The sequence below is a fragment of the Streptomyces sp. NPDC044064 genome (genome assembly GCF_056434245.1).
The window spans coordinates 38710-64599 of the sequence record NZ_JBWKFN010000044.1; the positions used below are offsets into that span (position 1 = coordinate 38710).

Sequence of the window (25890 nt, forward strand, 5' to 3'; positions counted from 1 at the left end):
TCTGAGCCGTCTTCTACGCCGCCGAGCGAGCGTTCCGGCCTGGCCCGGAGGTCGCGCCGCGGTACCAGTACTCGAGGGTCAGCACATGCCACAGATGTTTGGAGTAGTCCCGGTGCCCGGCGGCGTCCTCGGCGGCCAGCCGCGCCAGCGCGTCGCGGCGCAGGAGCCCGGAACGGACGAGCTCGCCGTCGTGGATCACCTCGCGCACCAGCGGTGCCAGATCCCGGCTCATCCAGGCGCGCAGCGGGGCGCTGAACAGGCCCTTGGGCCGGTACACGATCTCCCGCGGCAGGACCGAGGCGGCCGCCTCCTTGAGGACGGCCTTGCCCTGCCGGCCGACGATCTTGCGGTCACCGGGCACGGTGAACGCCGCCCTGACCACGTCGACGTCCACGTACGGCACCCGCACCTCGGTCGACGCGGCCATGCTCGACCGGTCCGTGTAAGCGAGGTTCAGGCCCGGCAGGAACATCCGGGCGTCGCCCAGGCACATGCGGTTGACGAAGTCGTCGAGGTCGTTGTCCTGGTAGACGTCCGCATGCTCGCTCAGCACGTCCTCGACCGCCGGGGCCAGGTCCGGGTCGACCAGGGCGAGCAGCTCGTCCTGGTCGTACATGGTGTAGCTGCGCCGGAACGCGGTCTCCTCCGGCAGATCGGCGAAGGAGAGGAACCGCTTCGCGAAGCGCACCGACCGGTACCCCCGGCGGGCCGTGGCGACCGGGAGCCGGTCCACGGCCCTGGACAGGCCGCGCCGCAGGGGCCGCGGGACGCGCTGGTAGCGCAGCGCGATCAGGTTGGCCAGGTGCTTGCGGTAACCGGCGAACAGCTCGTCGGCACCCATCCCCGAGAGCATCACCTTGACCCCGGCCTCCCGGGCGGCCGAGCAGATCAGGAACGTGTTGATCGCCGCGGGGTCACCGATCGGCTCGTCCAGGTGGTACGTCATCCGCGGCAGCAGGTCGAGCACATTCGGAGCGATCTCGATCTCATGCAGGTCGACACCGAACCGCCCGGCCACCTGCCGGGCGTAGCGCAGGTCGTCCGGCATCGCCTCGAACCTGGCGTCCTCGGCGCGGAACCCGATCGTGTAGGCGGAGATCCCGGGCCGTTCGCGGGCCGCCAGCGCGGTCAGGTAGCTGGAGTCCAGACCGCCGGACAGGAAGGTCGCAACGGGTACGTCGGAGAGCAGGTGGCGCCGGGTCGACTCCTCGACGACGGCGGCGATGTCCGGCTGCTCGCCGGCCCGGGCCCGCTCCCGGCCCTCGGCCGCGACGTCCTTCAGGTGCCAGTACCGGCCGCGCTCCGTCCGGCCGTCGGGCCGGATCCGGAGCCAGCTCCCGGGCGGCAGCTTCTCCGCCTCGCGGAACGCGCACCGTGAGTCCGGCACCCAGTAGTACAGCAGCGAGGCCACCAGCGCCGCATGGTCCACCTGCAGCGACCCGCCGGTCACGGCGGCGAGCGCCTTGAGCTCGGAGGCGAACACCAGACCCTCACCGCGCCGGAGCAGGAACAGCGGCTTGATGCCGAGCTGGTCGCGGGCGAGCACCAGGTCACCGGTGCGCTCGTCGAAGATCCCGAACGCGAACATGCCGCGCAGCCGGGGCAGGCAGTCCGTGCCCCAGCGCCGCCAGGCCTCCAGCAGCACCTCGGTGTCCGAGGTACCGCGGAAGCGCACCCCGGCGGCCGACAGCTCGGCACGCAGCTCGGGCGCGTTGTACAGCTCGCCGTTGTACGTCAGGACGAGGCCGCCCGAGACCATCGGCTGGGCGCCGGTCTCGGACAGGTCGATGATGGCCAGCCGACGGTGCCCGAGGTGTACTTCGCCGTCACCGGCGGAGTGGCTGTAGCGGCCCGCCCCGTCCGGACCGCGATGGGCGAGGGTATCGGTGAGCCGGTCGGTCACGGCCTTCCCGTCCGGCCATCGGTAAGTGCCTGCGATGCCACACATGTCCTACCGCGCCTCCTGGTCGCTGTCCGGGACCCGGTCCGCCCACATCGGCAGCCGCTCCCTTCGCCGCCGGCCCGACCCGCTCTGCCGGGCCAGCCGCTCGCTCTGGCCGCGCAGCGCGGTGTGCAGGCCGTCCCACAGCGTGCCGTCGGACCGGTCACGCGGATCGGGGTCGATCAGCACCACACCGATCACCGGGATGCTCTGGTCCGCGAGCTGCCGCGCCACGGTGTGCAGCCATGCGGCGCTGCCGTGTCCGGCCCGTACGACGAGCACGGTCTGGGTGCCGAGGTACTGCAGGTCGGTCCACGCGGTGCCGGGCGCCACCGAGCCGACGCCGAGCCGGCGTTCCTGGTGCGGCACGGACGCGGCACGCGCGCCGCTGACCACGGTCGGGTCGCCCGGCTTCGGGCGGCGCCTGGCCAGCTGCGGGCCGGGCAGGCCGTCGATGACGGCCACGGGCCCGTCCGCCGCCAGTGCCCTGGCCACATCCAGGGCGAGCGCGCTCGTGCTGCGCGCACAGCCCAGCTCGAGCAGCGACACGGGGTCCGCACAGCCGCGCACGGTGCGGGCCAGGGACGTGGTGAGCCGTTCGCGTGCCGTCCGGATCCGTCGGCGCGGCCAGAGCCTGCCCGACCGGCGGGGCAGTTCCGCGATGACGGAGGCGCCGAGGTTCGCCGCGATCTCCCGGCGCAGCACGGGGCGGTCCGCCACCACCGTGCCGACCGCGGCCACCGCGAGTCCGAGGACGAGCCCGAGGACGAGCCCGATCGCTGAGTTCGTCGCAGCGGTCCTGGGCAGGGAGTGCCGCACCGCGCGCGGGGCGTCCACGACCTGTGTGCCGGCGATGAGCTGGGGCGTGCCGATGCGCGCCTCCGCGGCGCGCTGGCCGAAATCGGAGATCCGCGAGGTGAGCTCGGCCCTGCGGGCGAAGAGCGACTCCAGGTCCGCCGACGCCTTCGGCCCGCTCCCCGTCGATCCGTCGCCGATCGCCTTGTTGACCTGGGCGAGTTCGCCCTGCAGCCGGTCACGCTGGTCGAGCAGGGCCTTGGCCTCGGCGTTCGCGGCTTCCTGTATCCGCCTCACGTGGTCCGCGACGAACGCATCGGCCAGCGCCTTGGCGCGGGCCACCGCCTCCGCGTCGCTGTCACCCGTCACGGTGATCTGCATCAGATTGTTGGTCAGGCCGACGGCACTGTAGTCCTTCAAGAAGTCCTCCGGTTTCTCGGGGGACTTGACGGACTGCAGGGCTGCGGCGGCGATCCGCGTGGTCTGCAGCAGCCCGACGTCGGTGCGGATCAGCGTTCCGGGGTCGTTCGGCTGGTCCTCCTGATGCGCGACCAGCACCTTGGCCACGGCGGCCGGAGGCGGCGGCATCAGGATTGCCATCGCCGCGCCGAGGAGCAGGCCCAGCAGAGCCGTGGAGCACCAGAGGCGGCGGCGCCGGCGCACCGCCACCACCAGCGCCTGCAGGTCCAGCAGCGGAGCGGCGGCCGACGACTCCGACGTCGTACTCGTCGTCACCCTGAACTTCCCTTCACCTTGTCGCCCACCGCGAGGACCGGCGTACCGGTCTCCCGGGGACGGCCGGCGGACTGCGTCGCACGGGCCCGGACCGGGCTCGCGAGGACGATGCCGACGACCTCGTGCTCGGCGTCCGCACACGCCTCGGCGATGCCGGCGAGCTCGACCGCGGTCCAGCTGCCCGCGCTGAGCACGACCAGGGCACCGGACTCCTCGTCGCGGTCCGGCACCAGCGGCTGGGACACCGGGACCTCCACCATCCGCAGCACCGGATCGCTCCCGGCCGCGGCGACGAGCTGCCCTGCGGCCCGGCGGGCGATCTCGTCGCCGTCCGGGACCACGACCAGCAGCCGCCGCGAGGAGGGCAGTTGGTCCCGGAGGCGGGCGCACACCCGCCGGTAGCGGATCTGCAGACCGGCCTCGTCGCCGGACGTCTGCGGGGTGGGCAGGTCCCACCGGATGTCGGTGCCCAGCAGCCGGCGGATCCGGGCCCGTGGGCCACGGCCCTGCGAGCGGTGCGCGGAGCGTTCACCCGGTACGTCGACGGTGCCGAGCAGCGTCGAGCCCAGCGCCGCGGCGATCTCCGGTTCGCTGCGCAGCCGACGGCTCATCCGCGCGGCGGTGAGATGGCCGATGACGGCGAGCAGGAAGAACAGCAGCGCCCCGCCGACGATCAGCTGCAGTCTCGTCGGCGGTGCCTCGCCGGTCGGCCGGGCGGCCGGCCCCATGACGACCATGCTGGCCTTGTTGGCGGCCGGGGCGGCCTGGTCCAGCTTGTTGAGGGCCTCCTGCAGCGAGGTGCGCAGCTTCTCCAGTTCGGTGCGGGACTGGACGCTCTCCACGGTCCGCCCCGGATCTGCCGCGTCGGCCAGGTCGGTGATACGGCGGTTGGTCTGCACCACCGACTGCCGCAGGGCCTCGAGCTGTTCGGCCGCCTCGGGGTCGGTGTTGCCGTCCGCGACCCGTGCGGCGAACGTGACGAACTGCTGAGCCACCTGGTCGGAGAGCTGCTGTGCGCGCTCCGGGGTGTCGGCCGTGCCCGAGATCTTGATGATGTTCCCGTCGGCGGCCGTGGCGCTCACCTGGTCCCGCAGCTCGCTGCCGCTGGTTCCGGGCCAGTGGAGCGTGGCGGCCGCGCGGTCGACCACCACCGAACTGGTCGCGATCTCCTGCTGCGTGAGCAGCTCGCGCTCCTCCCACGCGCCCGGCAGCAGTACCGATGCCGATGTCGTGTAGCGCGGTGGGAACAGCAGAGAGGTGCCGTAGCCGGCGAGCCCACCCACCAGGGCGAGGATGGTGAGGAGCCGCCAGCGCCGGCGGATGATCCGCCCGACCGTGACCAGGCGTATCGTGTCGTCGTTCAACTGCGCGGCCTCCGCCCTGCACGGTTCTTGTCGCCCGCCCGGACCGGAGCGTGGTCACGGCAGGCAGTGGCGTAGGCGGCGAGCAGCGCTCGCTGGGAGTTGCGCCAGGAGAGCGGTCCGCTGATCCGCTCCTGGCCGATCTTGCCCATCAGGGCCCGCTTCTCCGGATCGTCCATGAGCTGCGCGACGAGCCTCGCGAACTCGGCCTCGTCGTTGGCCGGTGCGTACACGGCGGCGTCGCCGGCGGAGACCCGCGCCTCCCGGAGGTCGAACGAGACGACCGGCCGGCCCATCACCATGTACTCCAGGACCTTGTTCATGGTCGACACGTCGTTGAGCGGGTTGTGCGGGTCGGGGGAGAGGCACACGTCCGCGGTGGACAGGTAGCGCACCAGGTCGGCGTCCGGAATGCGCCCGGTGAACTGCACCTGCTCCGAGAGCCCGAGCCGCCGGGACAGCTCCACCATCGCGTCGAAGGTGTCGCCGCCGCCGACGAACACCGCGTGCCAGTCGGTCCGCCCGAGCTCGTCGCGCAGCTTCGCGAGGGCCCGCAAGGCGTAGTCGACGCCGTCCTGCGGGCCCATGACGCCCAGGTAGCACAGCAGATGAGGCTTGCCGCGCTTCAGCTCCGGCTCGGGCGGCACGGGGTGGAACCGGTCGATGTCGGGTGCGCTGCGCACCACGAAGACGTCCTCCGGCCGCCGGCCGCCACGGCGCACCGCAGTGTCCCGGTAGCTCTCGTTCGTGGCGAGCACGACGTCCGCGGCGCGGTAGGTCAGCCGTTCCAGCGCGCACACGCCGCGGTAGAGCAGGTCCTCGCCGCGGTCGAACCGGGAGAGGTACAGCTCGGGAACCAGGTCGTGCTGGTCGAAGACGAACCGCGCTCCGCGCCGCTTCAGCCACAGTGCCGGCAGGAACAGCAGGTCGGGCGGGTTGCAGGCGTGGACCACGTCGACGGGGCCGACCTTCCGGGCCAGCCGGAGCGTGTGCCACAACGCCGACCCGTACTCCCGCAGGTAGCCGGCCGGCCCCCCGGTGGCCGCGCGCAACGGGTAGCGGTGGATCCGCACCCCGTCGATCTCCGCCTCCGGCTCCGTGTCCCGTTTGGTTCCCTGAGGACAGATGACGTGCACCGTCCAGCCCGCGTCGCGCAGCGTCGTGCACTCCTGCCACACCCGCCGGTCGAACGGCACCGACAGGTTCTCCACCAGGATCAGCGCGCGCCGGCCCGGCCGGCCGGCGCCGGCCGTGTCACCGAACGATGTGTCACCAAGCAAGGCCCACGTACCCCGGTTCGGCCCGGCGCGTCTCGGCGTCGGGAAGGCGGATGAGGTCGACGATCACCGGGCCGTCACCGTGAGGCAGCGCCGACAGCACGGCCGGATCCCTGGTCCCGACCAGGCACACCTCGGCGTGCTCGAGCACCTCGTGGACGGAGTCCGCGAGCAGCTGCGCGAGGTGCGGCAGCCGGGTCTCGACGTACTCGCGGTTCGCGCCGAGCAGCCGGGAAAGGCTCACGTTGGCGTCGTAGATCTTGAGGTCGTAGCCCTTGCCGAAGAGCCGCTCCGCCAGCTCGACGAGCGGGCTCTCGCGCAGGTCGTCGGTGCCGGGTTTGAAGGACAGCCCGAACAGGCCCACCCGGCGCTTGCCGGTGCGCTCGACCAGCTCCACCGCGCGCTGCAGATGGTCGGAGTTGGAGGGCAGCACGTGGGCGAGGATGGGCACCGAGACGTCGGCCCGCTGCGCCGCGTGGACCAGGCTGCGCAGGTCCTTGGGCAGGCAGGAGCCGCCGAAGGCGAAGCCGGGCCGCAGGTAGGCGGGGCTGATGTTCAGTTTGCGGTCGGCCAGGAACACGTCCATCACCTGGTGCGAGTCCACCCCGAGCGCCTGGCACACCGCACCCAGCTCGTTCGCGAAGCCGATCTTGAGGCCGTGGAACGCGTTGTCCGCGTATTTGATCGCCTCGGCCGTCGGGACCGGTACCCGGAACACCTCGCCGGGCAGGCCGTCGTACAGCGCCTTCACCGTGTCGCCGCTTGCCGGGTCGAGCTCGCCGATGACGGTCTTGGGCGGATCGAAGAAGTCCCGCACGCTCGTGCCCTCGCGCAGGAACTCCGGGTTGACCGCGACCCCGATGTCCACCCCGGCCGTGCCGCCGACGTACTTCTCCAGGATCGGTACCAGCAGGTTCAGACAGGTGCCCGGGAGCATGGTGCTGCGGAACACGACGGTGTGCCGCCCACCCCGCTCGGCCAGCGCGGCGCCGATCTGCTCGGTGACCCGCTCCAAGTACGTGGTGCACAGGCTGCCGTTGGGCTCCGACGGCGTGCCCACGCAGACCAGCGACACCTCACTGCCCATGACCGCCTCGCGGACGTCGCCGGTGGCGCGCAGTGCTCCGGTCCGCACGACCTCGGCGATGAGTTCGCCGATCCGTTCCTCGACCACCGGGGCCTTGCCGTCGTTGACCAGGTCGACCTTCACCTGGTTCACGTCGACCCCGATGACCTCGTGCCCCATGCTGGCCAGGCACGCGGCCGACACGCAGCCCACGTAGCCGAGCCCGAAAACGCTGACTCTCATGACCCGTTCCTCCCCCAAGGGCAGGCCTCCCGGCCTGCGGTCCCTGCGCCGGCCGGACGCCGACCCCCGCCCATCAGTACGCCCCCTGCCCGTAGAGCACCGCACGCAGCGTCTTCCACAAGATCACTGTGTCCAGGGCGAGCGACCAGTCCTCCACGTACCGCAGGTCCAGCCGGACCGCCTCCTCCCACGACAGGTCGCTGCGTCCGCTGATCTGCCACAAGCCGGTGAGTCCGGGCTTGACCAGCAGCCGCCGCCGGATGTCCGGGCCGTAGGCGGCGGACTCCTCCGGTAGCGGAGGCCGCGGACCGACGAGCGACATCGATCCGGTGAGCACGTTGAACAGCTGCGGGAGCTCGTCGATCGAGTACCGGCGCAGCACTGCTCCCACCCGGGTCACCCGCGGATCCCGGCGGAGCTTGAACAGCGGGCCGGCGCCCTCGTTGCGGCCGGCCAGCTCGGCACGTGCCCGGTCGGCCCCGGCGACCATGGTGCGGAACTTGAGAATGGTGAACTCGCGGCCGTCCTTGCCGACCCTGCGCTGGCGGTAGAACACCCCACCGCGACTGTCCACCAGGACGAGCAGCCCGACGAACACCATCAGCGGCGCGAACAGCAGGACCAGGAGCGCCGCGCCCATCCAGTCGACGACGCCTTTGACCACCCGGCGCCCCCCGGTGAAGGTCGGCATGCTGACCCGCAGCAGCGGGATCCCGAGCACCGCGTCGACGTGCAGTCGCGGACCGGCCACCTCCATCAGCACCGGGGCCACGACCATCTCGGCATCGCTGCCCTCGAGGTTCCAGGCCAGCCGCTGCAGCCGGTCCGGCGTCCAGTGCTGGTCCGGTGTGACCGCGACGACGCGGTAGCCGTCGTGGCGGACGTGCTTGGCGACGTCCTCCAGGCGGCCGACGACCGGCACTCCCTCCAGTTCGTCACCGTCGAGCCCGCGACCGTCCGGCGTGCACACCGCCGCCACTTGCCAGCCGATGTGCGGGAACTTGCGGGTTCGGGTGATCAGGTCGCACACGGTGTCCGGGCTTCCGGCAGCGAGCACCGGTCTCAGACACTGCCCTTCCTTCCGCTGTTTGTGCAGACAGAGGCGGAGCAGATACCGCGCGGTCATGGTGACGAGCGCGATCGCGGGGATCGCGACGAAGATCCAGAGCTTGATGTTGCGCGAGGTGAGGGCGATCCCGCCGAGCGCCAGCACGACGGTCGCCGTGAACAGCGAGCGTCCGAGCCGGCGGAACTCCTCGGCGCCCTGGCCGAGCACGGCCGGAGCCCACGCCCGGCTCACCGCGAACGCCCCCAGCACCAGCAGCTCGGTGCCGAAGGCGAGAATCCCCCACTTCTCGTGCCAGTTGGCCGCGTCCCGGGCCCCGAAGAAGTTGCCGATCGCCGCCACCACGAACGCGGTGGCCACGGTGTCGCTGATGATCACGGTACGGCGGTACCGCTGTTCCCAGTCGATCGTGGGCCGGCTGAACGCACCGTTCGCCAGACGCCCGCGCGCAGACGGAAACGGGCCGACTAGTCCCCCTTGCCGCACAGAACCCCCCAAGGTCCCCAGTGGTTCGACGTGTTCGCCTAACACTGTTTTCGCCCCCCGGGAGGCCCCCGCCTCCCGTGCTGTTTCGCCCCCCGGGAGGCCCCCCGCGCATGACATCCCGGCTAGTGCAGAGCTATGTGATCAACCCACCCTGGCGACAGCGGACTCGCATGTCCCGCCAGACTCTCGAGGTACGTGGGAACCCGTCGAAACCCCGGTTGCTCCCCGCAGCCAAGGCCCACTCCCGGGCTCCAAGAATTGATCACCCCCACGTCCGGCGCCGGAGACGCGACTGCTGACTTTCCGCAGCGCCGGACCTATAGATCATTATCGGTCGCCTCGTGTTCGAACAGCTGAAGCACGGTCAATCTAGACCATCGGGGCCAGTATGAAGAGAGGGATGTATGTAATTTGTGCTCAAGCTGTGTGGCCGGCCCCACCGGCCGGTGACCGCCTACGGGCGCTTTCACGCCACCGCCCGCTCCGGCGGCTCGCCCGGGCGCCGGTGCGGGTTCTGCGCGCAGTGATCGACTGGCAGCGGGGCTTCTGTGGCGCGCGGTTGGGCAAGTGGGGCGCACGACTTGATCGTTTCGGTGCGTACGCCACTGCGGCCGAGCCGCCGGCGATAATAAACAGGTTCCCATTCCGAATAATTTGCTCGCCTGCACCCTGACCCAGAGGGAAGGGGAGGAAATTGCTGATCAGTCCGGCCGGGCGGTACGACCTGTCTTGTAATTCCAGCAAACTGCCGGCGGTCGTACCCGTCCTGTCGAATCCGCACACCCGTCGGCGGGAATTCACTGGGTGACGAGGCCGAGCGGATGGCGCCGTTCGCGAGGGCACACTGCGATGGTCAGGCGGCCGCGGCCCGGCGAGACCTCGGTGGCGTACCGCAGGTGGCGCAGGGCAGAGGCCGTGGTCCGGTGAGGTTCCAGGCGATGTGGCCGCCGGTCTTCCAGCCGGGGCTGTGGACAAGTCGTAGATGTACTGCGGGCCTTCGTCGTCCTCCGGTCCTTCCCATGCGTCGATGCGAGCCTGCAGATCGGGGGGGGCAGGGTTTCGAGGCAGGGGTGTTCGACGATCTCCTCGGGGTGCAGTACGCGGGGGGCGAGTTCTTCGCGGCCGACGACCTCGGGGGCCGGCTGTCCGGCCGGCGGTGCGGCGACGTCCGCGGAGTGGCGCCGGTGGAGCTGTGCATGGAGGTCGTGGCGGGTGTCGCCGTGCCGTTCGAAGCCGCACCAGAACACCTGAAGCAGGTCGTCCTCCCCGGGCCAGGGCAGGTCGGGGACGTCACGGCGGTACAGCTGGGCCACGGCGAGCAGGGGGATGGGGTCCGTGTCGGCGAGGTACGGTACGTGCCGGGCCCGCTTGAACCCGGCGAGTTCCTCGCGTTCCTCGGCGTTCGGCCCGGTTCGTGGATCGCGCCGCCGGGCCCGTTCCAGGATCTCCCGCCTGCGTGTCACCTCGGTGCAGCGGTAGCCGCTGGCCGCCGTGGCCCCCCGGGAGGCCCCCGCCTCCCGTTGGCGGTCCGGCGCATCGCGGCCGGCTCGGGGAAGAGCGCTTCGACATCTGCAGGGCGGGGTGGGGCGGTGCGCGGCATGAGCCAGCACTCCCAGGGCTCGGTGGGCGGAGGTGCGTGCCGTGGTCGCGGTCGTCGCGCCCGGCTCCCTTTGCCGCCGGCGGCAGTCCGAGTCGCTACCGCCGGAAGTCCGGGCCGGTGTCGGAGACGAGTTCGGTGAGGCGGCGCAGAAGGGTGACCAGCTGGGTGCGCTCGGCCGGTGTGAACGCCTCGTAGGCCTGGGCCTGGCGCTCCCGCAGCCGGACCCGCAGGGTCGCCACCAGTTCGGCTCCCTCGTCGGTGAGGCCGACCAGGACCCGCCGCTCGTCCTCGGGGGACCGGCGGCGCATCACGATGCCCTTCGTCTCCAGTTGCTGCAGCATGCGGGTGGCGGTCGGGACGCTGACGTCCGCGCTGCTCGCCAGCCGGCCCACCGGGATGTCCTGCTCCGTGGCCAGTGGTTCGAGCAGCGAGACCTGGGCCAGGGAGAGTCCGCCGAAGTGCTCTGCGCCCGCCGAACGGGCCCGTCGCATGGCGACGAAGAGGGCGTCGGTCGCCTGTGCGATCTCCTCGGCGCCGACCTCGCCGACCGCGCCTGCCTCGCCGACGGCGTTCGGTGTGACCTGCCCGCCATTGTGTTTCTTGCTCACGGAGGTGTAACTTACCAGACTAATAGTTAGCCACCTAAATATTAGGAGGCGAGAGGTCGTGCCCTCTCCGTACCGCATCGACGTCCACCAGCACCTCATCCCGCAGGCCTACCGGGACGTGATGGACCGTCACGGCGTGACGGCCGCCGGCTGGCCCACCCCGGCGTGGGACGCGGACAGTGCGATCGCGATGATGGATCGCCGGTCGATCGCCACCGGCATCCTGTCCGTCAGCTCCCCGGGCACCCACTTCGGTGACGACGCCGAGGCCCGTGCGATCGCCCGCGGTGTCAACGACTTCAGCGCGGAGCTGGCGAAGGACCGGCCGGACCGCTTCGGGTTCTTCGCCGCCCTCCCGCTCCCGGACGTGGACGGCGCCGTCGCCGAGGCCGCCCGCGCGCTGGACGAACTGCACGCCGACGGCGTGGTGCTGATGTCCAACGTGCGGGGCCGCTACCTCGGCGACAAGATGTTCGAGCCGCTGTGGGCCGAGCTGGACGCCCGCGCCGCGGTGGTCTTCATCCATCCCGACGCGCCGCCGATGCCCATGTTGGAGGGCATGCCCGGCCCGCTGCTGGACTTCCCGTTCGACACCACCCGGACCGCTGTGCACATGACGCTGGGCGGCGTGCTGAGCCGGTACACCCGGATGAAGGTGATCCTCTCCCACGCCGGCGGCTTCCTGCCGTACGCGGCCTGGCGGTTCACCGGCGGCGCCCCGTTCAACCCCGGCACCACGCCGCTGGGCATCCTGACCGATCTGCAGCGCTTCTACTTCGACACCGCGCTGTCCTCCACGCCGTCCGCCCTGCCCTCGCTGCTCGCCTTCGCCGCTCCCGGGCACATCCTCTACGGCAGCGACTTCCCCTTCGCCCCGCAGGAGGCCGGTGCACTCCTCGACTCCATGCTGGACGGCTACGACGGCTTCGAGCCCGGCCGGCTGGACGCGATCAACCGCGGCAGTGCCGAGGTCCTCTTCCCCCGGCTCGCCGGGGCCTGATCAGGCAGCGCCTCGGGCGCGCGGCCCACGGTGCCGGGACCGTCGGCCGCGCCCGGCCTCATGGCCGCGCCGGGCTGCTCGCGGCCATGCGGGTGGCCGCGTCGAAGATCACACGCGCGTGCAGTTCGAACATGGCCACCAGGTCGACGCCGTCGCCGGAGATCTCGCGGTGGATGAACAGGCCGTCGGCGCCGGCCACGGCGTAGGTGGTGAGGGTGTGCACGGAGTCCTCGTCCAGGTCCGGGAAGAGGCTCTCGATCATTTCGGCGATCTTCAGCCGGGAGATGTCGCGGACCTGGAGGAACACGGTCCGGCCCCGCGGCTCCGTGGGGCGCCGCTCCAGGGCGAGCATCAGGCCGAGGCGCAGGAAGTCGGGCGCGTCGACGAGTGACCTGGCCACGTTCGCCGCCATGGTGGTGACTCGTTCCAGCGGTGTGCCCGCCGCTTCGCCGGGCAGCTCCACGGCTGTCAGCCAGGTCTCGAAGCTGCGCTCGATGACCGCGGCGATCAGGTCGTCCTTGTCCTTGAAGTGCCAGTAGATGGAGCTGGCGGGCAGCCCGCACTTGGCGCTCACCGCCGCGATCGACGTGCCCTCGTACCCGCGCTCGCCCGCGATCTCCACCGCGGCGTCGAGGATCCGCTGCCGCGACTCCACCCCGTTCGCACGCTTCTTGCGCGTCGTCTGCGGCCTGGTCATCGAGTGTGCCCTTTCTCCCGTCCCCGGCACTTGACCCTATCCCGCGCCCATCCTTAGTGTAGCAATCATTCCAATTGGAGTGACCACTACAGCAAGAGCCGTGCGCAACAGGGACGACAGTGAGGTGGCCTGGTGACCGGGATCAGTGCCGAGGACAGGGCCGGGGACAGCACGTACGACGTGGCGGTGATCGGTTACGGCCCCACGGGGGTGACCGCAGCGAACCTGCTGGGAGGGATGGGGCTCAGGGTCGTCGTCCTGGAACGCGACGCCGAGGTCTTCTCCCGCGCGCGGGCGATCTCCACGGACGAGGAGGTCGTACGGATCTGGCAGCGCACCGGCCTGGCGGAGCGGCTGAAGGAGGACATGCTGGCCGAGCGGGCCCTCGACTTCGTCGACGCCCGGGGCCGCACCTTCCTCAGCGCTCACCCCACCCCGCGCGGCCACGGTCATCCGCCGCAGATGTTCATCTACCAGCCGGCCCTCGAGCAGGTCCTGCGCGACGGAGTCGGCCGCTATCCGAACGTCGAGGTGCTCCTGCGCCACGAGTGCCTGCGCGTGCGCCAGGACGGCGACGGCGTGGAACTGACGGCCCTCTCCACCGCCGACGACTCCGTACGACGCCTGCGCGCCACCTACGTCATCGCCGCGGACGGCGGCTCCAGCCTCACCCGCGCCCAGCTGAACGTCGGCTACGAGGGGCGGACGTACGAGGACCGCTGGGTGGTCGTCGACACCGAGATGCTCAAGCCGTGGCCCGATCACGACCGGCTGCGCTTCCGCTGCGATCCGGCGCGGCCGGCCGTGGACTGCCCGACGCCGCTCGGGCACCACCGCTGGGAGTTCCCGATCCTGCCCGGGGACGACGAGAAGCGTCTGACCACCGACGACGCGATCTACTCGATGGTGGCCCGGTACGGCATCGGCCGGGACCGGATCAGGATCCTGCGTGCCACCGTCTACAGCCATCACGTCCGTTTCGCGGCGCGCTTCCGGGCGGGGCGGGTCTTCCTCGCGGGTGACGCCGCCCACGCCATGCCGCCGTGGATCGGCCAGGGCATGGCCGCCGGAGTGCGGGACGTGGCCAACCTCTGCTGGAAGCTGGCCGCGGTGCTGCGCGGCGAGCTGCCCGAGCCGGTGCTCGACAGCTACGAGGCCGAGCGCAAGCCGCACGTCAAGGAGGTCACCAGGCGGGCGGTGTTCGTCGGCCGGATCATCACCGAGCGGCGCCGTGCGATCACGGCTGTCCGTGACGCCGTGCTTCCCGTCCTGAACCGGGCGCCGGGTGCCTCCGACTGGCTGCAGGACTCGAACTGGATACCCGTCGCCCACTACGCCGACGGCCTGCAGGACCGCGCGCGCACCAAGGCGTCCGGGCGTCAGATACCGCAGCCCTGGGTGACCGGCCCCGACGGCAACCGGGTCCGCCTGGACGACGTGCTCGGCGGCCGCTGGCTGCTCCTGCACGGCGGACTGCCCGTGCCCCAGCCCGCCTGGGAGCGCCTGGGCGTCCCCTCGCTCACCGTCACACCCGCCGGATCCCGCCCGGCCGGGGGCACGGTCGTCGACAGCGACGGCGTCCTGCTGCGCTGGACGAAGGAGCACCGGGTGGCCACCCTCGCCCTGCGCCCCGACGCCTACGTCTACGCCGCCGCACCCCGCGGCGCCCAACTACCGCCTCCACCGGCCGGGTTCGCGCCCACGCCCCGGCCGGCCACCGTCTCGGCCCAGTGAGGAGCGCCATGACCACGCGGAACGAACCGCCGGCGATGCGGGAATCCCTGCTCGACGTGGCCGGCAAGAAGATCTTCGTCGCCGAGACCGGTGACGGCCCGGCCGTGCTGCTCCTGCACGGCGGCGGCCCGGGCGCCTCCGGCGTCTCCAACTACGCCCGCAACATCGGTCCGTTGGCGAAGGAGTACCGGGTCGTCGTCCCCGATCTGCCCGGCTACGGCCGCAGCACCAAGGGTGTCGACGGCGCAGACCCGTTCGGCTGCCTCGCGGACGGGATCCGCGGTGTGCTCGACCGGCTCGGCCTGGACAAGGCCCACTTGGTCGGCAACTCCTACGGCGGCGCGTGCGCCCTGCGCATCGCGCTGGACACCCCCGACCGCGTCGACCGCATGGTCCTGATGGGCCCCGGTGGTGTCGGCACCACCCGTGCCCTGCCCACTCCGGGTCTCAACAGTCTGCTCAACTACTACTCGGGGGAAGGCCCTTCGCGGCCGAAGCTGGAGAAGTTCATCCGCAACCACCTCGTCTTCAATGCCGCCGACGTGCCCGAGAGCGTCATCGAGGAACGTTTCCGGGCGAGCCTCGACCCCGAGGTCGTCGCATCCCCGCCGCTGCGGCGGCCCTCCGGTCCGAATGCCCTGCGCACCATGTGGAGGATGGACTTCACCCGCGACGGCCGCCTGGCCCGGGTGCCCGTGCCGACCCTGGTGCTGTGGGGCGCCGACGACAAGGTCAACCGGCCGTCCGGCGGCCGGATGCTGGCCGAGCGCATGCCCAACTGCGATCTGTACGAGGTCGCCAACACCGGGCACTGGGTGCAGTTCGAACGCGCCGAGCTGTTCAACCGGCTGTGCGCCGACTTCCTGGCGGGCCGCCGATGAACACCACCGTTTCCGTCTTCGGCGCCGTCCACCTCGGCCACATCGTCATCGAGACCGACCGCTTCACCGACTGGCGCCGCTTCGGCACCGACGCCATCGGCATGCACCACGACGACCTCTCCCGCGACCTGATGCGCTTCCGCCTCGACGACCAGGACTGCCGGTTCCTGATCCGGCGCGGCCCGGCCGAGGACGTCGTGGCCACCGGCTGGCATGTCGACGACCACGGCAGCTTCGAGCGGATCGAGGCCCGCATCCGGGCCCATGGCGTCCCCTGCGTCGAGGGCAGCGCCGAGGAGGCGGCCCTGCGCGGTGTCGAACGACTCCTGCGTTTCCCGGGCCCCAAGGGCATCACCCAGGAGATCTGCACCGCCCCGGTGAAGTCGGCGGAGCCGCTGCGCATGCCGGCCTCCGGCTTCGTCACCGGCGACTCCGGCATGGGGCACATCGCGCTCACGTCCACCAGACCGGCCCAGCTGCGCGGCTACTTCGACACCGTCTTCGACGCCCGCCTCACCGACTACATCGACGAGACCATCAGCGGCGTCAGACTCAGGATCCGCTTCCTGCGCGTCAACGAACGCCACCACTCCATCGCGATCGCCGCCGTACGCGGTCTGCCCGTCGACCCGGTCCGCACCCGCGTCCAGCACCTCAACGTCCAGGTGTCCACCCTCGACGACCTGGCACGCAGCTACCAGCGTGTCCGCGAACTCGGCTTCGACATGGCTCTCTCCGTCGGCCGGCACACCAACGACAAGGAGCTGTCCTACTACGCCCGCACCCCCTCGGGCTTCGAGTGGGAGGTCGGCTGGAACCCGATCGTCGTCGACGAGTCCACCTGGGAGCCCAGCACCCACCAGGGCATCAGCATCTGGGGCCACACCCCGGTCGGCCGGACCATCCTCGACAGGCTCGGCCAGTTCCGCCTCGCGGCCCGCTCCCTCGCCCGCGCGGAGAACACCGTCCCCGCCCTCAGCGGCGCCGGCATCCCCGACGACTGAGGGCCGGCGACGCACACCTCACGGCTCGTGGTGCGTACCGGTCCGCCCTTCGGCCGCCTCCACGAGAACCGCCAGTTCCTCCAGCGTGGCGGCCTGGAAGATCGTCCGCATCGGGATCACGACGTCGAACTCCTTGCGGATTCTCCGGGCCAGCAGCGTGGCCAGGACCGAATGCCCGCCGAGCTGGAAGAAGTTGTCGTCGGGCCGTGCCTCCGGGACCGCGAGGATCTGCTTGACGAGGTCGTACAGGTCCGTGCCGGCGGAGGCCGCCGTTTCCGGCTCGGGCGGGCTGGCGCCGGCCTCGCGGAGGGCCGTGCGGTCGACCTTGCCGTTCGGCGTGGTGGGAAAGCGGTCGAGGACGATGACGGTGTACGGCACCATGTGCTCCGGCAGCGACCTGGCCACGTAGTCCCGCAACTCCGCGCCGGTGGCCTCCGCGCCCGCCGACGTGGTCACGTAGCCCACGATCCGCGCGGTCGCGAGATCGCCCTCCACCACGACACAGGCGAGGTCGACGACGGGATGCGCGGCCAGCCGGGTCTCGATCTCGCCCAGCTCGATACGGAAGCCACGGAGTTTCACCTGGTCGTCCGCCCGGCCCGCGAAGAACAGCTCTCCGTCCGCGCGGCGCCAGCCCCGGTCGCCCGAGCGGTACATCCGGCTGCCCGGCGGACCGGCCGGGTCGGCCACGAACCGCGCGGCGGTCAGCCCGGCCTGGTTCAGATACCCGCGTGCCAGTCCCGGCCCCGCCAGGTAGAGCTCGCCCTCGTCGCCCGGACCGGCCTCGGCCAGCCGCTCGTCGAGGATGTGCACGGTGCTGCCGGGGAACGTCCGGCCGATGCTGATGTCGTCGGGCCCGGTGATCCGCCCGATGGAGATGCCGACGGTCACCTCGGTGGGGCCGTAGCCGTTGAGCAGGGACCTGCCCTCGGCCCAGGTCCGCACGAGGGACGGGGACAGGGCGTCACCGGTGGAGACGAGCGTCCCGCCGGGCAGGACGCCGTCCGCCTCGGTGACGCTGAGCGCCACCGGGGGCAGCGTGGCGTGCGTGACCTTGTTCTCGGTCATCGTATCCCGCAGCGGCTGGCCGGGCAGCAGGTCGTCGGCCGGCGCCATCACGAGCGCCGCACCGGACAGCAGGGCCAGCGAGATGTCCCAGAAGGCCGCGTCGAAGCTGATCGACGCCCACTGCAGGACCCGGTCGCCCGGGCCCGCCCCGATCTGCTCGGCCTGGCTCGCCACCAGGCCGGCGACGCCACGGTGCGTCACCGCGACGCCCTTGGGCCGGCCCGTCGACCCCGAGGTGTAGACGACGTACATCAGATGCTCGGCGCGCAGTTCGGCGAGGCGCTCCCGGTCGGACACGTCGTGGTCGGCGTGCGCCTCGCACTGCGCGCGGAACGCGGGGTCGTCGAGGACGACCTCCGGCACGCCCCCGTCCGGCTGCGCGAGTCCGGTGTGCTCCGCCGCGCGGATCAGCAGCACCGGCCGCGCGTCGGCCACCATGTGCGCCAGCCGCTCCACCGGATACGCCGGGTCGAGGGCGAGGTAGGCACCGCCCGCCTTGAGTACCGCAAGGAGAACCGTGACCAGTTCGGCGGACCGGGGCACGGAGACGGCGACCACCGAGTCCGGTCCCACGCCACGGGCGATCAGGTACCGTGCGAGCCGGTTGGCCGCGGAGTTGAGAGCCGTGTAGCCGACGGCCTTGCCCTCGAACAGGATGGCGGTGTCGTCCCCCGCCTCGGCGGCGACGGCCTCGAAAAGCCGGGGGACGGTGTGCTTTGCATCGCCCATTTCGCGTCCATTCAGTGATGCATTGGAACGACGACGATTTCTCCTGGCACTCATGCTTCCCCATCATGATGGCCTGCCAGGGCGGTGAGCCGCCCCGTTGAATGAGAGGTGACAGATTCTGACCTTCGGCCGGTTTCGCCGTGTTACCAAGGGGAGTAAACGCCCGGCGAGCGGAGGCCCCGACCCGTGATGAGCAATTCCCATTCCGCCTACTGCGGCTATCGTGATTACTTGGTTCTCGAAACGTTGCTCGACATTCAGAAGCCGATCACGGAACAGCATGACGAGTTGCTCTTCGTCGTCGTCCACCAGTCGCACGAGTTGTGGTTCAAGGAGCTGCTCCACGAACTGGACGCCCTCCAGGTGACCTTGCGCAAGGCTGACAGCGGCCCCGCCCTGCGGACGCTGCGCCGGGCGCGCGCGATCTTCCGGGCGCTGACGGCGCAGATCGACGTGCTGGAGACGATGACCGCCGACCAGTTCGACGCGTTCCGCGACCAGTTGGTGGGCAGCGGCTTCTACTCGGCGCAGTTCCGCGAGATCGAGGTGGTGCTCGGACGGCGTGACGGGACGGCGGCCGAGCACTTTCCCGAGGGCAGCCGGGAACGGGAGCGCATCAGGGCGCGGGCCGGCGAGCCCACGCTCTTCGACGCCTTCCTCGCCTGTCTCGACGCCAAGGGTTTCTCGCCCCACGACCTGCCCTCCGCATTGCACGGCCTGCACAGCGACGACGGTGTGGTGGAACAGATCTGCCAGGGCCTGGTGGATCTCGACCAGGCCTTTCAGGAATGGCAGTACAGGCATGTCGTTCTCGTCCAGCGAATGATCGGAAACAAGATGGGCACGGGCGGAACGGCCGGCGCGGAGTTTCTTCGCAAAGCGATTTTCACGCCTTCTTTTCCCGCCCTGTGGCACGCACGGCACAGCGAGTAGAAGAGCGGGCGGCAGGCCCGGCGCGTTCGGCGACCGGCCCTGCCGCACTTTCAAGGCAGCCGCACCGTCACGGCACGCTCACCTGGCCGACGAGACGGCGAGCGCCCGCAGGGTCTTCTTGTCCACCTTGCCCATCGGGGTGCGCGGCAAGCGGTCGAGGGACACTATCCGGTCGGGGATCTTGTACGTGGCCAGACCGCGGCCCCGGAGGAACTCCTTCACCGCCGACGTCCTGACCTGCGCACCGGTCAGCACGAGGAAGGCGTACGTCCGCTCGCCGAGCACGGTGTCCGGCACGCCGACCACGGCCGCGTCCTGGACGGACGGGTGGGTGCGCAGCTGCCGCTCCACCTCCTCCGCCGACACCTTCTCACCGGCGCGGTTGATCACGTCCTTGATCCGTCCGACGATCGTGATGTCGCCCTCCGGACTGCGCCGGACGAGGTCGCCCGTGCGGAAGAACCCGTCCGGCGTGAACGAGCGGGTGTTCTCCTCGGGGGCCCGGTAGTAGCCGCGGATCGTGTACGGGCCGCGCGCGATCATCTCGCCCGCCTCCCCCTCGGGCACGGGGTTCAGGGACTCGTCGACGATCCGGACCTCGTCGTCCCGCGACATGGGCCGGCCGTCCGTGCCCATGATCACGTCCTCCGGGTCGTCGAACCTGGTGTGGGTCAGCAGACCCTCGCTGATGCCGTACCAGCGCATGATCCGGCACCCGAGGACTTCGCCCGCCCGACGGGCGAGCGCCGGGTCGAGCGGGGCGCTGCCGACCTGGATCAGCAGGTGCGACAGATCGGGTTTCTGCCCGGAGTCGGCCCACAGCCGCAGCACGGAGGGCACGACCGTGGTCACCGTGACGTGCTCGCGGCGGATCAGCGGGAAGACCTCGTCGGGCCGCACGCTCGACGTCAGGACCGCCTTGCCGCCCAGCAGGAGGCTCCCGAACACCCCCGGGCAGGCGAGCGCCGCCTGGTGCGCGACCGGATTGACGGCGAGGTAGGCCACCTCCTGGCCCACGTGCATCGCCTCCGCCGTGGCCCGCATGACGTAGGCGTAGTCGTCATGGGCCCGGGGGATCAGCTTCGGCAGTCCGGTGGTGCCCCCGGAGAGGAGGAACAGCGCCGGATCGGACGGGTCGACGCGGGGCAGGGGGACGTCGTCGCCCACCGACTCCAGCGCGGTGAACTCCTGGGCGTCGCCGCTGACGAGGACGTGCCGGACCGAGGGGATCTCCCGGGCGAGTTCGCGGTAGTCGAACCCGCCGAACTCGTCCTTCACGGCATAGGCCACCGCACCGGAGTGGGCGCACAGGTGGGATATCTCGGACTTGCGGTGCCCGGGCAGCGCCAGGACGGGTATGGCTCCGGCCCGCAGCAGAGCGAAGACCAGGACGACGAACTCGGGGATGTTGGGCAGCTGGACGACCACCCGGTCGAGCGGTCCGATGCCCAGCCCGATCAGGCCGCCCGCCAGCCGGTCGGCCCGCCGGGACAGCTCCGCGTAGGTCATCCTGTGCCCGTCGCAGACCACGGCCGCGCGGTCGGCGTGCCGCCGGCACGATTCGTGCAGCAGGTCGCCGAGCGGCCGGCCGAGCCAGATTCCCCGCCGGCGGTACTCATCCGCGAGGTGGTCGGGCCAGGGGACGAATCCGTCGAGCATGAGGCGTTCCCTTTCAGGAGGCGGAGCGCGACTGGAAGGCGACGGGGAGACTGCCGTAGCCGTAGAGGAAGTTGGAGTAGATGCGCTGCGGCTCCCCGTCCAGCTCGATGTCCCCGACGGACGTGACGAGCGCCCGCAGCAGCGCGCGCAGCTCGGCCCGGCCCAGCGCCGCACCGACGCAGAAGTGCGGACCGTGGCCGAAGGTGAGGTGCTTGTTGGGGCGGCGGGACAGGTCGAGGGTCCGGGGCTCGGCGAAGACCGTCTCGTCGTTGTTCGCCGAGGTGTTCCAGAACGTCACGATGTCACCGGCGCGCACCTGCCGGCCGCCGAGGGAGAAGTCGCTCAGCGCCGTGCGCGCGAAGTGCATGCCCGGCGTCGCCCACCGCAGCAGTTCCTCCACCGCCGTGTCGAGGCCGATCGTCCCCTCGCGCAGCCCGCGCCACTGGTCGGGGTGCCGGGTGAAGGCGAGGACCGAGCTGATCGCGGTCATCCGCGACGACTCGTCCCCGCCCAGCAGGAGGCTGTAGCAGTTGAGCGCGATCTCCTCCGGGGTGAGCGGGCGGCCGTCGACCTCGGCGGTGGCGATCATGCTGATCACGTCGTCACCCGGCTTCGCCCGGCGCTCGAACCCCAGCTCCATCAGATAGAGCACGATCTCGTTGCGTGCCTCCAGGGCGTCCAGCCGGGCGCCCTCCTGATGCTCGGACGCCAGGGCCTCCTTGCTCCACAGGAGCAGTTGCTTGCGGTCCTGCGCGGGGATGGACAGCAGGTCGCAGATGGTGTTCATCGGGATGTGCTCGGCGACCTCGGCGGCGAAGTCGAAGCTGCCCAGCTCGGTGACGGTGCCGATCAGCTCCTGCGCGCGCTCCTCGACCTTCCGCACCACGTCGCCGAGCACCCGCGGGGAGAAGGCGCGGAGCATCAGGTTGCGCAGATGCCGGTGCCAGGGCCGGTCGGATACGGCGAGCATCTTCCCGCCCGCCGAATCGCCCCCGCGCAGCAGGACGTCGAGGACGTTGCCGCGGGCCGAGCTCAGCCGCTTCCAGTCGTCGTAGCAGGCCAGGACGTCGTCGTACCCGGCCACGACCCAGAAGCCGGGGCGCTCCGCGGCGGCCGGGTGCCAGTACACGGGGCTCTCCCCGCGGACCCGGTGCCAGAACTCGTAGGGGTCGTTCCTGACGAAGGTGGCCGGGTCGGTGAGATCGAGCGACGGGCTCATCCGGGATCCTCCTTTTCCCCGCATCGTCATGCCCCGGCCCCACGGCGCCCGTGATGTCTTGCCGACATCTTTCGCGGATCCCGCGATTTCGTGCGCGGCGGAAAACATGGGACGGGACGGGTCAGTCGATGGCCGACGAGAAAGGCGGAGATGATGAGCCGGATACGGGAACGGGGCTGGGTGCGCTCTCTGACCACCGTCGAACGTCCCGAGCTTCGTGTGGTGTGCTTCCCGCATTCCGGGGGTTCGGCGACGGCCTTCGGCGAATGGTCCACCGCGATGCCGCCCGGCGTGGAACTCATGGCCGTCCAGTACCCCGGCCGCGGTGACCGGTTCGGGGAGCCGTTGGTGGACGACGTCGCGGCGATGGCCGGCCACGCGGCGGCGGATCTGCTGCGGCTTCCCCCGCGCGACTATGTGCTCTTCGGCCACAGCCTGGGCGCGGTGGTGGCCTACGAGACCGCCCTGGTCCTGCGGGACGCGGGCGAGGAGCCGCGCGCGCTGTGCGTCTCCGCCTGCGAACCGCCCGGAAGCGTGGAGGACGCGGACCTCCACCTGGCACCCGACGACGAGTTCTGGTCGACGCTGGTGGGACTGGGCGGTATCGAACCCGGGATCGCCGAGCACGCCGAGTTGCGCGAGCTGCTGCTGCCGACGCTGCGTTCGGACCTGCGGGCCCACGCGGAGTACCGGCCGCGCCCCGGCGCCAAGCCGCTGTCGTGCGGCGTGCGTTGCTATCACGGTACGGGCGACCCGCTGGTGGACGAGGCGCGGATGGGGGAGTGGGCGGAGGCCACCTCCGGTGAGTTCACGGTGCGCGCGCGGCCGGGCGGGCACTTCCATGTGACGACCGACGTGGCGGAACTGGTGGCGGACATCGTGCGCCAGGGCCGGGTATGAGCGGCGCTGCGACCAGGATCACCGTCATACCCGGTGACGGCATCGGGCCGGAGGTGATCGAACCCGCACTGGCGGTCCTCGACGAACTCGCACTCGGTGTGCGGCCGGACGTCCTCGACCAGGTCAGCGCGGAGACGTACCTGAGCACCGGAAGCGCCCTTTCCCCGGCCGATCTCGACCGGATCCGGAGCAGCGAGGCGACGCTGCTCGGCGCGGTCGGGGATCCCCGGCTGGCCGGCACCGCCTACGTCCGCAGCGTGCTGACCACACTGCGCTCCGAGCTGGACCTGTACGTCAACTACCGTCCCGTACGGCTGTGGCACGACCGGCTCAGTCCGCTGCGCGACGGCACACGACGCGGCATCGACTGCGCGATCGTCCGGGAGAACACCGAAGGGCTGTACAGCGGCGTCGGCGGCAGCACGCGCACGGGATCGCCGCAGGAGATCGCCATCGACGTGGACCTCAACACCCACCACGGTGTGTCGCGCATCCTGGACTTCGCCTTCTCCGTCGCACGACGGTCGGTGTGCGTGGTGGACAAGGCCAACGCCGTGCGCAACGGCGGCCGGTTGTGGCAGCGCTGCTGGCAGGACGCCGTCGCACGGCACCCGCGGTTCGACACCTCGCATCTCTATGTGGACGCCGCCGCGATGAAGCTGGTGACCGACCCGACCGCGTTCGACGTCATCGTCACGAACAACTCGTACGGCGACATCCTGAGCGATCTCACCGCCGCCCTCGCCGGCGGCCTCGGCGTGGCGGCGTCGGCCAACCTCAACCCCACGACCGGGCAGGGGGTCTTCGAGCCGGTGCACGGCAGTGCGCCCGACATCGCGGGCACCGGGGTCGCCAACCCGTTCGCCGCCATTCTCTCCACGGCCCTGCTGGTCGAGCACCTGGGCCATGACGAGGAGGCCGACGCCGTGCGCCGGGCGGTCGCGGCCGCCATCGAGGCCGGACGGGTCACCCCCGACCTCGGCGGGTCCCTGGGAACGAAGGAGGTGGGCGCTGTGGTCCTGGCGGAACTGCGGCAGCCGAACAAGGGCCGGACGAAGGGACGGCGGAGCCATGCGGGGGCCTAGCCGAACTCGCGCCGGGGGGAGCCCGGAGACCGTCGTCGTGGGGGGCGGCCTGGTCGGCGTGGTCACGGCCATGTATCTCGCCCCGCGGTTCGGTCCGGTCACGGTCCTGGAGAAGCGGGCGGACCCGCGCCGCGGTGGCGCCGGACAGGGACGGTCCCTCACGGTGATGCTGTCCGCGCGCGGGTGGCGCGTACTGTCCGACCTGGGTCTCGACAGGACGGTGCGGGAGATCTGCGTCCCCCTGCACGGACGCTGCGCGCATCTGCCCGACGGCACCTCCCACGTCACCCCGTACAGCAGGGACGGGCAGCCGATCTGGTCGGTGGAGCGCGAGCGGCTGCACCGCATCCTGCTGGACGCCGCCGAGGCCACCCCCGGCGTCAGTGTCCGCTTCGAGCAGCGGGTGCGCTCCGTGGACCTGGACGAACCGGCCGTGCTCGTCGAAGACGCCGACGGCGAGCGGAGGTCGACGTGCCGCCGCGTCCTCGGCTGCGACGGCGCGCACTCCACGGCCCGTGCCGCCCTGACCGCCCGCACCGCACCGGCGGAGGTACGCAATCTCGAGCTGGCCTATCAGGAGATCGACGTGCCGGGCGGCTGGCTCGACAGCCGCACCATGCACTACTGGCCGACCGGTGACGCGCTGTTCGCCGCCTTCCCCATGCCGTCGGGGGAGTACTCCGGCTCCCTGTTCATGCGTCTCGAAGGGCCGCCGCCCTCCTACTCCACGGTCGGCGGCGGCGACGAGCTGTACGAGGTGTTCGCCGACCGCTTCCCCGAACCGGCCGCCGCCATACCGGACATCGCCGAACAGCTCGCCGCCAAGTCCGTCTCCACCCTCACGGTCGTACGCTGCGACCGATGGGTCTGGCGGGACACGCTGGCCTTGCTCGGGGACGCCTGCCACGCGATGGCCCCCTTCATGGGGCACGGCATGAACTGCGGCTTCGAGGACGCCCGTACGCTCGTCGACTGCCTCGACTCCACCGCGGACTGGACGGCGGCCCTGGCGGCCTACGAGAAGTCACGGATCGAGGACGCCAACGCGATCTCCCAGCTCTCGTACCAGCACTACCACATCATGGCCAACCCGCCGCAGGAGGAGACCGCACACGACAGGGGAGTTCTGCGCAGGCGTCTCGTCGACCTCTTCCCGGACCGCTTCGTGCCCCTGTACGAGCAGTGCGCCTTCACGGAGGAGAGCTATGCCTCGGTGCTGAGGAACGACCAGCGCCTGGACCGTCTCGTGGAGAGCCTGCTCGGCCGGCACGGCGCTCAGCTGGTCACGGCGTCCGACAGCCGGCTGCGCGCCTGTGTGCCCCTCGACCCGAACACAGTCACCCTGGAGGACTCCGGATGTTCGTGATCCTGTTCAAGTCGCGTCTCACCGATCAGGCGGGCGAGGACTACTACGAGACCGAGGACGAGATGCGGCAGCGCGTCCGTGCCATCGCCGGGCCCGACCTGGTGGACGTCCAGCACTACACGGGCGAGGACGGTGAGCGCCTCGCGGTCGTGCTGTGGCGCAACGCGGAGACCCTGGAGAAGTGGCGCACCGACCCCGAGCACCAGGTGGCGCAGCGGCTGGGCCGGGAACGGTGGTACTCCACCTACGAGTTGACCGTGGCCGAGGTGCTCAGGACCAGCTCCCACACGGCCGACGAGAAGCCGTCGGACGAGTCGCAGTAGCGCGTACGCCACGGGACGTCGGGGGGGGGGGGGGGGGGGGGGGGGGGGGGGGGGGGGGGGGGGGGGGGGGGGGGGGGGGGGGGGGGGGGGGGGGGGGGGGGGGGGGGGGGGGG

Annotated in this window: 21 protein-coding genes; 9 read left to right on the forward strand and 12 right to left on the reverse strand. The window is 71.2% G+C overall.

What is annotated here, in order from left to right:
* Window positions 1–13: 13 nt before the first annotated feature.
* The 8 genes from asnB to AC07DS_RS42575 all read right to left on the reverse strand — a co-directional run bounded on the left by asnB (window position 14) and on the right by AC07DS_RS42575 (window position 11179).
* Complete coding sequence (gene asnB, locus AC07DS_RS42540) at window positions 14–1948, reverse strand: asparagine synthase (glutamine-hydrolyzing) (protein WP_479154100.1); 1935 nt, start codon at window positions 1946–1948, stop codon at window positions 14–16.
* 3 nt (window positions 1949–1951) lie between these two features.
* The gene (locus AC07DS_RS42545) at window positions 1952–3472 is read right to left on the reverse strand and encodes a Wzz/FepE/Etk N-terminal domain-containing protein (RefSeq protein ID WP_479154101.1); all 1521 of its coding nucleotides are present in this window, start codon (window positions 3470–3472) and stop codon (window positions 1952–1954) included.
* Window positions 3469–4836 carry a Wzz/FepE/Etk N-terminal domain-containing protein gene (locus AC07DS_RS42550; protein WP_479154102.1) on the reverse strand — a complete coding sequence of 456 codons (1368 nt, stop codon included), beginning with the start codon at window positions 4834–4836 and terminating at the stop codon, window positions 3469–3471. The genes AC07DS_RS42545 and AC07DS_RS42550 overlap by 4 nt, the downstream gene beginning before the upstream one ends.
* Entirely contained in the window at window positions 4833–6113 is a 1281-nt protein-coding gene (locus AC07DS_RS42555) for a glycosyltransferase family 4 protein (RefSeq protein WP_479154103.1), read from the reverse strand. The genes AC07DS_RS42550 and AC07DS_RS42555 overlap by 4 nt, the downstream gene beginning before the upstream one ends.
* A complete protein-coding gene (locus AC07DS_RS42560) occupies window positions 6103–7419 on the reverse strand; it encodes a nucleotide sugar dehydrogenase (RefSeq protein WP_479154104.1) in 1317 nt (438 codons plus the stop codon). The genes AC07DS_RS42555 and AC07DS_RS42560 overlap by 11 nt, the downstream gene beginning before the upstream one ends.
* Before the next feature lie 73 nt (window positions 7420–7492).
* Window positions 7493–8971 (reverse strand): sugar transferase, encoded by a 1479-nt coding sequence (locus AC07DS_RS42565; protein ID WP_479154105.1) that lies wholly within the window; start codon window positions 8969–8971, stop codon window positions 7493–7495.
* A gap of 797 nt (window positions 8972–9768) precedes the next feature.
* The gene (locus AC07DS_RS42570; RefSeq protein WP_479154106.1) at window positions 9769–10434 is read right to left on the reverse strand and encodes a hypothetical protein; all 666 of its coding nucleotides are present in this window, start codon (window positions 10432–10434) and stop codon (window positions 9769–9771) included.
* A gap of 232 nt (window positions 10435–10666) precedes the next feature.
* Window positions 10667–11179 carry a MarR family winged helix-turn-helix transcriptional regulator gene (locus tag AC07DS_RS42575; protein WP_479154107.1) on the reverse strand — a complete coding sequence of 171 codons (513 nt, stop codon included), beginning with the start codon at window positions 11177–11179 and terminating at the stop codon, window positions 10667–10669.
* Between the two features lie 58 nt (window positions 11180–11237).
* Here AC07DS_RS42575 and AC07DS_RS42580 point away from each other — a divergent pair, with 58 nt between their 5' ends.
* The gene (locus AC07DS_RS42580; RefSeq protein WP_479154108.1) at window positions 11238–12179 is read left to right on the forward strand and encodes an amidohydrolase family protein; all 942 of its coding nucleotides are present in this window, start codon (window positions 11238–11240) and stop codon (window positions 12177–12179) included.
* 58 nt (window positions 12180–12237) lie between these two features.
* Here the strand turns inward: AC07DS_RS42580 and AC07DS_RS42585 are convergent, their stop codons facing one another.
* Complete coding sequence (locus AC07DS_RS42585) at window positions 12238–12876, reverse strand: TetR/AcrR family transcriptional regulator (RefSeq protein WP_479154109.1); 639 nt, start codon at window positions 12874–12876, stop codon at window positions 12238–12240.
* A gap of 132 nt (window positions 12877–13008) precedes the next feature.
* Here AC07DS_RS42585 and AC07DS_RS42590 point away from each other — a divergent pair, with 132 nt between their 5' ends.
* The 3 genes from AC07DS_RS42590 to AC07DS_RS42600 are packed head-to-tail and all read left to right on the forward strand — an operon-like array spanning window position 13009 to window position 16495.
* Window positions 13009–14610 (forward strand): bifunctional 3-(3-hydroxy-phenyl)propionate/3-hydroxycinnamic acid hydroxylase, encoded by a 1602-nt coding sequence (locus AC07DS_RS42590; RefSeq protein ID WP_479154110.1) that lies wholly within the window; start codon window positions 13009–13011, stop codon window positions 14608–14610.
* A gap of 8 nt (window positions 14611–14618) precedes the next feature.
* Window positions 14619–15491 carry an alpha/beta fold hydrolase gene (locus tag AC07DS_RS42595; RefSeq protein WP_479154111.1) on the forward strand — a complete coding sequence of 291 codons (873 nt, stop codon included), beginning with the start codon at window positions 14619–14621 and terminating at the stop codon, window positions 15489–15491.
* Window positions 15488–16495: a VOC family protein gene (locus AC07DS_RS42600; protein ID WP_479154112.1), complete on the forward strand. Its 1008-nt coding sequence runs from the start codon at window positions 15488–15490 to the stop codon at window positions 16493–16495. Before AC07DS_RS42595 ends, AC07DS_RS42600 begins: the two co-directional genes overlap by 4 nt.
* Window positions 16496–16513: 18 nt before the next feature.
* Here the strand turns inward: AC07DS_RS42600 and AC07DS_RS42605 are convergent, their stop codons facing one another.
* Window positions 16514–18292 carry a non-ribosomal peptide synthetase gene (locus AC07DS_RS42605; protein ID WP_479154113.1) on the reverse strand — a complete coding sequence of 593 codons (1779 nt, stop codon included), beginning with the start codon at window positions 18290–18292 and terminating at the stop codon, window positions 16514–16516.
* Between the two features lie 189 nt (window positions 18293–18481).
* On the opposite strand from AC07DS_RS42605, the gene AC07DS_RS42610 reads away from it, so the two are divergent.
* A complete protein-coding gene (locus AC07DS_RS42610; protein WP_479154114.1) occupies window positions 18482–19225 on the forward strand; it encodes a tryptophan 2,3-dioxygenase in 744 nt (247 codons plus the stop codon).
* A gap of 78 nt (window positions 19226–19303) precedes the next feature.
* On the opposite strand, the gene AC07DS_RS42615 is transcribed toward AC07DS_RS42610, so the two are convergent.
* Together AC07DS_RS42615 and AC07DS_RS42620 are read right to left on the reverse strand one after the other, a co-directional pair.
* The gene (locus AC07DS_RS42615) at window positions 19304–20884 is read right to left on the reverse strand and encodes a (2,3-dihydroxybenzoyl)adenylate synthase (RefSeq protein ID WP_479154115.1); all 1581 of its coding nucleotides are present in this window, start codon (window positions 20882–20884) and stop codon (window positions 19304–19306) included.
* Window positions 20885–20897: 13 nt separating this feature from the next.
* Window positions 20898–22103 (reverse strand): cytochrome P450, encoded by a 1206-nt coding sequence (locus tag AC07DS_RS42620; RefSeq protein ID WP_479154116.1) that lies wholly within the window; start codon window positions 22101–22103, stop codon window positions 20898–20900.
* Between the two features lie 180 nt (window positions 22104–22283).
* Here AC07DS_RS42620 and AC07DS_RS42625 point away from each other — a divergent pair, with 180 nt between their 5' ends.
* From AC07DS_RS42625 to AC07DS_RS42640, 4 genes are read left to right on the forward strand one after another with little or no spacing between them, the layout of a single operon-like run.
* Window positions 22284–23003: a thioesterase II family protein gene (locus tag AC07DS_RS42625; protein ID WP_479154117.1), complete on the forward strand. Its 720-nt coding sequence runs from the start codon at window positions 22284–22286 to the stop codon at window positions 23001–23003.
* Complete coding sequence (locus tag AC07DS_RS42630) at window positions 23000–24088, forward strand: isocitrate/isopropylmalate dehydrogenase family protein (RefSeq protein WP_479154118.1); 1089 nt, start codon at window positions 23000–23002, stop codon at window positions 24086–24088. Before AC07DS_RS42625 ends, AC07DS_RS42630 begins: the two co-directional genes overlap by 4 nt.
* Window positions 24089–24125: 37 nt before the next feature.
* The gene (locus AC07DS_RS42635; RefSeq protein ID WP_479154119.1) at window positions 24126–25454 is read left to right on the forward strand and encodes an FAD-dependent oxidoreductase; all 1329 of its coding nucleotides are present in this window, start codon (window positions 24126–24128) and stop codon (window positions 25452–25454) included.
* On the forward strand, window positions 25445–25777 hold the full coding sequence (locus AC07DS_RS42640) for an antibiotic biosynthesis monooxygenase family protein (protein ID WP_479154120.1): 333 nt from the start codon (window positions 25445–25447) through the stop codon (window positions 25775–25777). The genes AC07DS_RS42635 and AC07DS_RS42640 overlap by 10 nt, the downstream gene beginning before the upstream one ends.
* The last annotated feature ends 113 nt before the right edge of the window (window positions 25778–25890 follow it).

Bases quoted from the DNA above. Each gene is read 5' to 3' on its own strand.
- asnB (WP_479154100.1), bottom strand. From the start codon at position 1,948: ATGTGTGGCATCGCAGGCACTTACCGATGGCCGGACGGGAAGGCCGTG.
- AC07DS_RS42560 (WP_479154104.1), bottom strand. From the start codon at position 7,419: ATGAGAGTCAGCGTTTTCGGGCTCGGCTACGTGGGCTGCGTGTCGGCC.
- AC07DS_RS42585 (WP_479154109.1), bottom strand. From the start codon at position 12,876: ATGACCAGGCCGCAGACGACGCGCAAGAAGCGTGCGAACGGGGTGGAG.
- AC07DS_RS42595 (WP_479154111.1), top strand. From the start codon at position 14,619: ATGACCACGCGGAACGAACCGCCGGCGATGCGGGAATCCCTGCTCGAC.
- AC07DS_RS42600 (WP_479154112.1), top strand. From the start codon at position 15,488: ATGAACACCACCGTTTCCGTCTTCGGCGCCGTCCACCTCGGCCACATC.
- AC07DS_RS42605 (WP_479154113.1), bottom strand. From the start codon at position 18,292: ATGGGCGATGCAAAGCACACCGTCCCCCGGCTTTTCGAGGCCGTCGCC.
- AC07DS_RS42610 (WP_479154114.1), top strand. From the start codon at position 18,482: ATGAGCAATTCCCATTCCGCCTACTGCGGCTATCGTGATTACTTGGTT.
- AC07DS_RS42615 (WP_479154115.1), bottom strand. From the start codon at position 20,884: ATGCTCGACGGATTCGTCCCCTGGCCCGACCACCTCGCGGATGAGTAC.
- AC07DS_RS42620 (WP_479154116.1), bottom strand. From the start codon at position 22,103: ATGAGCCCGTCGCTCGATCTCACCGACCCGGCCACCTTCGTCAGGAAC.
- AC07DS_RS42630 (WP_479154118.1), top strand. From the start codon at position 23,000: ATGAGCGGCGCTGCGACCAGGATCACCGTCATACCCGGTGACGGCATC.
- AC07DS_RS42640 (WP_479154120.1), top strand. From the start codon at position 25,445: ATGTTCGTGATCCTGTTCAAGTCGCGTCTCACCGATCAGGCGGGCGAG.